The 8384-nt window shown below is 62.1% G+C and carries 8 protein-coding genes; 6 read left to right on the forward strand and 2 right to left on the reverse strand.

Going from position 1 to position 8384, the window contains the following annotated elements:
* Positions 1-617 precede the first annotated feature (617 nt).
* Positions 618-1385, forward strand: a complete 768-nt coding sequence (locus BG61_RS41935; protein ID WP_129572237.1) for a hypothetical protein — start codon at positions 618-620, stop codon at positions 1383-1385.
* 90 nt (positions 1386-1475) lie between these two features.
* On the opposite strand, the gene pyk is transcribed toward BG61_RS41935, so the two are convergent.
* Both pyk and BG61_RS16855 read right to left on the reverse strand, forming a co-directional pair.
* Positions 1476-2894: a pyruvate kinase gene (pyk, locus tag BG61_RS16850; protein WP_035936680.1), complete on the reverse strand. Its 1419-nt coding sequence runs from the start codon at positions 2892-2894 to the stop codon at positions 1476-1478.
* Positions 2895-3175: 281 nt separating this feature from the next.
* Positions 3176-3790: a LuxR C-terminal-related transcriptional regulator gene (locus BG61_RS16855; protein WP_051672580.1), complete on the reverse strand. Its 615-nt coding sequence runs from the start codon at positions 3788-3790 to the stop codon at positions 3176-3178.
* 117 nt (positions 3791-3907) lie between these two features.
* Between BG61_RS16855 and BG61_RS16860 the strand changes: the two genes are divergently transcribed.
* The 5 genes from BG61_RS16860 to BG61_RS39765 all read left to right on the forward strand — a co-directional run bounded on the left by BG61_RS16860 (position 3908) and on the right by BG61_RS39765 (position 8168).
* Complete coding sequence (locus BG61_RS16860; RefSeq protein ID WP_035936678.1) at positions 3908-4528, forward strand: isochorismatase family protein; 621 nt, start codon at positions 3908-3910, stop codon at positions 4526-4528.
* On the forward strand, positions 4500-6077 hold the full coding sequence (locus BG61_RS16865) for an MFS transporter (RefSeq protein WP_232256360.1): 1578 nt from the start codon (positions 4500-4502) through the stop codon (positions 6075-6077). The genes BG61_RS16860 and BG61_RS16865 overlap by 29 nt, the downstream gene beginning before the upstream one ends.
* Before the next feature lie 139 nt (positions 6078-6216).
* Positions 6217-6963, forward strand: a complete 747-nt coding sequence (locus tag BG61_RS16870; RefSeq protein WP_035936675.1) for a GntR family transcriptional regulator — start codon at positions 6217-6219, stop codon at positions 6961-6963.
* Positions 6964-6981: 18 nt separating this feature from the next.
* A complete protein-coding gene (locus tag BG61_RS16875) occupies positions 6982-7845 on the forward strand; it encodes a sulfite exporter TauE/SafE family protein (RefSeq protein WP_035936674.1) in 864 nt (287 codons plus the stop codon).
* Positions 7846-7862: 17 nt separating this feature from the next.
* Positions 7863-8168 (forward strand): DUF1634 domain-containing protein, encoded by a 306-nt coding sequence (locus tag BG61_RS39765; protein ID WP_232256358.1) that lies wholly within the window; start codon positions 7863-7865, stop codon positions 8166-8168.
* Positions 8169-8384 lie beyond the last annotated feature (216 nt).

Consider the following 8384-nt stretch of genomic DNA (forward strand, 5'->3'; position numbering starts at 1 on the left):
GCCGCGAAAAACAGGACAAGTCCGCGAGCGAGCGAAAATCAGGGTACTGCCGGGTTCATGTCCGGTGGATGCATTCATGGCGATCCTTTGCAGAAGAGGTCGCCCTGCTTGACCGAGATTGTGGCTGATCGCCTGAGGCGCAGGCATTGCGGCGCCTGCTGCGCGTCATTGCGCGGCGATCCGATGTCCTGAAGCCCGGATGAAACCTTCCTGTGGCGAAAGCGACGCCCATCCGGCTCTCGCCAAAGATTACTGCATCAAATGCTGCTCTGCCATATGCATCGACGAAGCCGGTGTTCGAAGAGGCCAAAGCATGGGAGCGGGATCGATGTGATTCGCAAGGTACATAAAAGCGGCATAGGGGTGCACAAGGATGGTGCCATCGCTCTCGGTGCGCGGCCAGGCAAAGCGCACGCGGCAAGCGCATTGCGGTGACGCCCGCCACCGCCTGCGCGTCGTTCGCGATCGCGAAACGAGGCGATGCTGTGTTTCTCCTAAGTCTTGTGTGCGCAAAATATCCGCGGTGGCGCTTCGCAGACGCAGATCCTGGTCGTTGGCGCGCCGTTGCAGGATCGAGAGTCAATCGAAGACCGATGCCACGCTCGCGCCGCATCCGAATGACCGTATCCAGAGCCAGCATCCTCCGACCAACGACAGCAACCACCCAGGACAACGACGTGCAACCCAGCCGGAGCGCAAGCGAGAGCCCATTCGAGCACGTCGATTCCACGGTGGAGTGGAACCTCCACGCATTCTCCAGATCGAGTTCCAAAGGGGCTCGCCTTCCCGATCAACATGAGCTGTTTGTCTGGCGCCTGCGGGGCGAGTGGAGACTGATTTCCGCGACGGACAAGGACCGGTGCCTGACCAGCGCGGAACGAAAACGCATGCGGTCGTATCCGACCTCTGCAATCGGCCGGCGCTTCGCGGTCGCGCGGGCGACCGTGCGCTTCGTGCTGTCCCATGTGCTGGCCTGCGCGCCCGAGGACATCGCCATCGCCGATCTGGCCGATGACCGGATTGCGGTGGTCAATTCGCGCAACGGACGCTCGCTCGCCGTGGATATCGGGCAGTCGGGCATCTGGATCGTGATCGCTGCGAGCGCAGGGAAACTGGGCGTCGGGCTGGCGAGTCCGATGGCGGGCGATGCCCGATCGCAATCCGCAAACGATGCGCAACCATGGGACGAGGTCTTCGTGCGCGCCTGTCAGACGAGCCAGCAGCGGGCACAGCGTTGCGAGTTCGTCGGGGAGCCGGACGCAACGAGTGCTGTGCCGCGGCGCGACTGGCACAGCCTGGAGCTCCCGATGCCAGGTGCGATCCGGGCATCGGTCACGACGCAGCAGCGCATCAGGGTCGTCCAGGCGTTCGGCTGGCAGAGTTGACGGCAGCGTCACCACTGCCAACCGTGGGATTGCCCCGGGAATCGAGCAGCTCGAATCCCTGAAGATCCTTGATGCGTGCCATGCGATGCCTCACTTGACCTGTGCGATGCGCAGAAGGTTGGTCGTGCCGGGCGTGCCGAACGGCATGCCGGCGGAGATGACGACGGTCTCGCCCGTTGTGCCGAAGCCTTCCTCGCGCACGGTCTCGCATGCCAGCTCGCTGACTTCCAGCGCATCGACCACTTCCTTGCACACGACCGGATGCACACCCCAGACGAGCGCGAGTCGGCGCGCCGTTCCCGCCTGCGGCGTCATGCCGACGATCGGCGCGCAAGGCCGTTCACGTGCCATGCGCAGCGCCGAATAACCGGAGCTGGTGTAGGCAACGGTCGCGACGGCATTCAGCAGGCCCGTTACATGGCGCATCGCGTAGCCGATCGCATCGGACGGGTTCGCGCGAGGGGCGGCGTGGGACGCCGCGATGACTTCCCGGTAGTACGGGTCGTGTTCGGTCTGCGAGATGATCAGGTCCATCATCCGCACGGCCTCGACGGGATACCTGCCGCTCGCGGATTCGGCGGACAGCATCACCGCATCCGCGCCGTCGTAGACGGCAGTCGCGACGTCCGACGCCTCGGCCCGCGTGGGCACCGGCGCCGTGACCATCGACTCCAGCATCTGCGTAGCCACGATCACCGGCTTGCCGGCCTTGCGGCATGCGCGAACGATTCGCTTCTGAATCGCGGGCACCTGCTCGGCGGGCATCTCCACGCCGAGGTCGCCGCGCGCGACCATCACGGCATCCGCCTCGTCGACGATCGCATCGAGGCTGCCGATCGCCGCCGGTTTTTCCAGCTTGGCGACGATCCCGACCTTGTCGCCAACGATCTTGCGCACCTCCAGAATGTCCTCGACACGCTGCACGAAAGAGAGCGCGAGCCAATCGATGCCGAGCGTGAGGCCGAATTCCAGGTCGCGGCGATCCTTCTCCGTCATCGCGGAGAGCGGCAGGACCACATCGGGAACGTTGACGCCCTTGCGCTCCGACAGCGGTCCGCCGACGACCACGGTCGTCTCGGCGAAGTCCGGCCCGCACCGTTCGACGCGCAACTGGACGCGGCCATCGTCGAGCAGGAGGTTCGTCTGCTCCTTCAGGGCGGCGAAGATTTCGGGGTGCGGGAGCGCGACTCGGGTGACGTCGCCGGGCGTTGTCGCGTCGAGATCGAGCCGGAAGGCCGCGCCTTTCACGAGCGAAACCGGGCCATTTGAAAACGTGCCGATCCGCAGCTTCGGACCCTGAAGATCGAGCAGCACGCCGATGGGCCGACCCGCGTCCTTCTCGATGGACCGGATGACTTCGAGACGGCGCTGATGGTCGTCGTGCGTGCCGTGGCTGAAGTTCAGCCGAAAGACGTCGGCGCCCGCACTGAACAGCGACTCGATGGTTTCGCGGCTCGTGCTCGCGGGACCCAGTGTGGCGACGATCTTGGCATTTCGAGTGCGGCGCATCTTTATAGACTCCTTGAAAGATCGCCGTGCTGAGCGGGGACGACTTGCTTGCCGATGCCGTCGCCGGGGATGGTTGCGATGCGGTAGGTGTTCATGTCTCCGTCTTTCATGTGGTGTAGGTGTGACCGAACTTTAACCACATCCGGACTCGAAAACCGGCGCTGAACTCAAAGCATCATTAACTTCGATTCATGAGTGAGAGGTGTGCGATATCGCCCAATGGGCCGATTCGAATCCGGCACCGGCCATATCAACCAGCACTTCGTTCTCGTCGGACGACCTCAGGAGAGGAGTGTCTTGACCAACTCGTGTGTCGAGGGAGCGTCGAACTTCTTCAACAGCTTTCCCCGAAAGACCTCGACGGTTCGGGGGCTGATACCCAGTGCTATGCCAATTTCCTTCGCGGTCTGGTTCTGGATGAGTAATGCCGCGACATCGCGCTCGCGCCTGGTCATTGAATTTTTGGCCTCTGCGATCAATTTGTTGGCCGAACTTGCACCACCCGCCAGACTCGCGGCAACGCCCATCTCCGAGAAGACCCAGAGCGCCTCGCGATAAGGATCGGCCCGGTGTTCGCTGACACCCGTGACATGCACCCAGAAAAGCTCGCCGTCGATCCGCTGCATGGCTCGGGGCTCCGTGATTCGACCGAACTTCTTCAGCGCCGGAATCACCCGCGCACCGAATCGCTCGAATGCCACCTGGTTGGGGTACAGGATTCGGACCGACTGGCCGATCAGTACGTCGCTGGTCGCCCGGAACATGTCCAGAAATTGCCGGTTGCAGGCGGATATCACGCGCTGGCGCGTGACCATCAGCGCGACCGGCGCGTGCGCGAAAACCTGTTCGTAGTTGATCGGCCCGGACGCGGGCGCGCCGGCTGGCATTCCGTCCATACCACCTCCTCGCAGTAAGGGTGACTCCGTACGTAATCGATACGTATTGGTGTACGTATTCTGCACTCGTAGACTCGTACGTGCAATGACATTCAACCTGTTGATACGGAGGAAGAAATGGATGACTACAAAAATCGCTCGTATGGAGCGGTGGGGATTGGCATGAAAGGTAAGGTCGGGATCGTCGTCGTGGACTATCAATTGGCCTTCACCGAGTCGAAATACCCGCTGGGTGGCGCGCCGCTCGTCATGCGCGGACTTGCAAACACCGCGCGCCTTCTTAAAGTTGCTCGCCTGCACAACGTACCCATCGCCACATGTTTCACCGCTTATAAAAGCGAGCGGGACATGCCGCACTGGAAGGTGGCCGCTGTCCGCGATCAGTTCAGACTCGATCATCCAAGCTCGGCCCTGGACCCGCAGATCTACGATGAAGACTACGACGTAGTGGTTTGCAAGTCCGGGCCGTCGATATTCTTCCAGACGCCGGTAGTCCCGTACTTCATCAAGGAGGGCGTGGAGACGGTCGTCATCACGGGCTGCAATACGAGCGGATGTATTCGGGCATCGACTATCGACAGTTTCCAATGGGGCTTCCGCACGATTGTTCCGGAGGACTGTGTGGGCGACATCGAGGAAGGCCCGCACCGAGACAATCTGCGCGATGTAGGCCGGCGATATGCCGATGTGTCGAGCGCTGACGAAGTGATTGCGTATATCAGGCAGTCGACGAGATAGTCCCCGCGGACCCACGGCGGGTATCCGCCTCCGGAGTTCAGGAAGCGCGATCGGCGCAGTACGCGACTTCGCGCTTTCAAATCGACGGTCGGATCCGCCGACCGAACCCATACGAACCCATACGCCCCGCAACGCCTCTTGCCCGAACCGTGCCCAGTTCTGCGGACGGCGATCGGATAGCCGGCGCGCGCTCAATTTACCCATGGAGCATCCCATGAATCCAGCCCGCACCGTTGCCGGCACCTTCGAAACGGATAAAGCCGAGCACAGCATGAAGAGAATTGCCGTCGCGAGCGTCATTGGCACGACGGTCGAATGGTACGACCTGTTCGTGTTCGCGACGGCCTCGGCACTCGTGTTCAATAAGGTCTTCTTTCCGGGCTCTGTGCCGTTGATCGGAACCTTGCTCGCGTTTGGCACGTTCGCGTCGGCGTATCTGGCGCGTATCGTGGGCGCTGCACTCTTCGGTCATTTCGGCGACAGGCTAGGGCGAAAGTCGATGCTGCTCGTGTCGCTGGTGATGATGGGCATTGCCACGTTCTGCATTGGACTGTTGCCGGACTATGCGTCGATCGGTATCTGGGCGCCGCTTCTGCTGCTCACGCTGCGCATCGTGCAGGGTCTCGCGCTCGGTGGCGAATGGGGCGGCGCGGTGTTGATGGCAGTCGAGCACGCACCCGCGAACCAGCGTGGCCTCTATGGTTCATGGGTGCAAATTGGCGTGCCGGCGGGCACGTTGATCGCCAATCTTGTTTTTCTGCTGAGCAACGCGGTGTTGGCCGATGGGGCCCTGCTCGCATGGGGCTGGCGCATCCCCTTTCTCGTCAGCGTGCTACTGGTCTTCGTCGGGCTTTATGTTCGGCTGAACACGTCGGAGACACCGACGTTCCGCAAGGTCAAGGACGCCGACGCGCAGGTCAAGGTGCCGCTGGCCGAGTTGCTGAGCAAGCACTGGAAACAGGTACTGCTCGGGGGCATTGCCACGATGTCGACTGGTACGTCGTTCAACCTGATCGTCGCGTTCGGACTGACCTATGGGACACAGACACTCGGTTTTTCCCGCGGCGCAATGCTGACTATCGCGCTCATCTCCTGCGCGCTGTGCATCCTGATGCTGCCTGCCTTCGGACGCCTCTCGGATCTTATCGGCCGCAAGCCCGTGATCGTCGGCGGGATCGTTGCCGAGGCGCTGCTGGCGTTTCCGCTCTTCTGGCTGCTCGACACCCGCGAGTTTCCGTTCGCGCTGCTGGGCTACCTGCTGATGATGACCGCGTTCGCCGCCAACTACGGCCCGATCGCGACCTTTCTCGCGGAGCTGTTCGGCACTCAGGTTCGCTACTCGGGCCTGTCGGTCAGTTACATGCTCTCCGGCCTGTTAGGCAGCGCGGCGACGCCGATCATCACGACGGCACTCCTTTCCGCAACCGGGAAGGGGTCGTCCGTCGCATGGTTCATGGTGGGCTCGGCGGTCGTTTCGACTGGCGCGCTGCTGATGCTTGCGGAAACGCACCGAAGGGATCTGGCCGCGACGACTCCGCTCAGTTGCTGATATCACGTCCTCGATCTGGCCGTGGCGACGGCGGGCGGATTCTGTCCCGAAGCGGACGGACCTGAGTCGTTGCCGTGTGTCCCGGAAGTGGCGATTTACGCGACTTGACGTAGGGACGTCATGACGTCATGATATCACTATGAACACGAGCCGCGACAGCCAGCTTCCCCTTTACGCGCAGGTAGAAACCGCGCTTATGTCCCGTATTGCAGACGGGACTTACCCCGCGGGAACGCAATTGCCAAATGAAGCCACTCTGCTGTCGGCGTTCGGTATAAGCCGGACCACGCTTCAGAAGGCGGTGCAGAATCTGATCAGCCGGGGATTGATTGAAATCCGCCGCGGCAAGGGCACGTTCGTTTCGCAACCGCGCTTGACGCAAGAGCTCACTGAATTGAGCGGATTTGTCGAGGATATGCGCGTGCATGGCCGCCATCCCACGGCGCGACTGCTCGTCAAGCAATTTGAAAACGCGAGCGTTCCTGTTGCTCGCAAGCTCGCGCTCGAGCCCGGTGCGCCGGTGGTCCACATCCAGCGCATACGCATCGCCGACGGGACACCGTTATCGTTCGATGAGACATGGTTGCCGAAGGACCTCGGCGAGAAGATCATCGAGAACGACCTGGAGGTCGAGCCGATCTTCTCGTTGCTCGAGCAGAAGTACGACACGCCACTCATGGAAGCGGAGTACCGACTCGAAGCGGTCGCTGCGGACAAGGTTGTCGCGCGAGCACTTGAGGTCAAGGCGGGTAGCGCGATCTTTCTCATAGAACGCACGTCGTACAGCGAGCAGGGTCGTCCCGTCGATTATGAGAAGTTGCACTATCGCGGCGACCAGATCCAGTTCGTCACCCGCCTCACGCGGCGCAAGCCGCACGGCCGATAGGGCGGCGCGGGATCTGCCATGGATACAGGTCATGCACTCTGGCTGTTTGCCATGTCGCTTGGGGCTAGCGCGCTCGGGGGAATGCTGGGCATGGCGAGCGGCATTTTCATCGTGCCCATCCTGACCGTGTTCGGGCATATCGACATTCATGTCGCGATCGGTGCCAGCATCGTCTCGGTGATCGCGTGTTCCTGCGGCGGCGCCGCGCCATTTCTTCGTGGCCGGTTGACCAATGTCCGGCTTGCGATTGTTCTGGAGACCGCCACGACGCTAGGAGCGTTATCCGGCGTGGTGATGAGCGGTCTCATTCCGGTACCCCTGCTCTATTTCATTTTTGCCGTGATCCTGATGCTGTCAGCGCAGCAAATGCTTGCGAGGCGTTCCGATCCTGTCGTTGCCGTCACCGCGGCGAGCACGACTCCATGGGGTGCATCGTTGCGTCTGGATTCCCGCTACCCGGATCACGCGCTCGGTCGCGAGATCGAATATCGCGTGCATCGCATCGGGCTTGGCATGGTCCTGATGTACGGCGCCGGACTGATTTCAGCGCTGCTTGGCATCGGCAGCGGCGTGCTCAAGATTCCGGCCATGGACATGGCCTTGCGCCTGCCGATCAAGGTTTCCTCTGCGACTTCGAATTTCATGATCGGCGTGACAGCCGCGGCCAGTGCCGGCGCCTATTTCCTGCGCGGCGAAATCGTGACCGTGATCGCCGCACCCGTGGCGCTCGGATCAGTCGTGGGCGCGATCCTCGGGGCCCGTGTCCTCATGCGGGTATCGAGCGACAAGTTGCGCGTGCTTTTCGTCTTCGTGCTCGCGGTCCTTGCGGTACAGATGCTTCTCGAAGCATTTGGCATTCGCCTTTTCGGCGCTCCGGCATGAGACGCACGGAATCGGACGTGGCCGAGCTTGAACGGTGGCTGGCCGGACTTCTGCACTATGGGACGTGGCTGGCCGCAAGTACGGTTGCTGCGGGACTTGCCATGGCGCTGCCGGGTCCATGGGCGCGCAGTTGGCCCTTCGAAACAGGGGCTGTTGCCGCCCACGTCATGACCGCGGGGATTGCGCTCTTCATCCTCCTCCCGATCATGCGTCTGATACTGATGCTCGGCGCTTTCGTGCATCAACGCGACTATCGTTTCGGCGCGATTGCCGCACTGGTGCTGGTGATTGTGGTCGCCGGATCGATGATCGGCGCAACGTGAACCGAGTTCACGCGCTGAGATAGCGGGCAGAAAATATAGCCAGTGCCAGAGTGGCGGCACGATGCCCGGTGTTGGCCGGTCGAGCGTCGCTGCCGGCGAGCGAAGTGGGTAAGGGCTGATCTCGTTCATGACGATTTCAGCCCGGCCGATAGCTGATTCGAATGGCCTGGTGAGGGGCGCTGAAACGCCCCGTGCCCGATTTAAAGCGCGGCGTCC

The sequence above is a fragment of the Caballeronia glathei genome, from assembly GCF_000698595.1.
In the GTDB taxonomy this organism is placed as follows: domain Bacteria; phylum Pseudomonadota; class Gammaproteobacteria; order Burkholderiales; family Burkholderiaceae; genus Caballeronia; species Caballeronia glathei.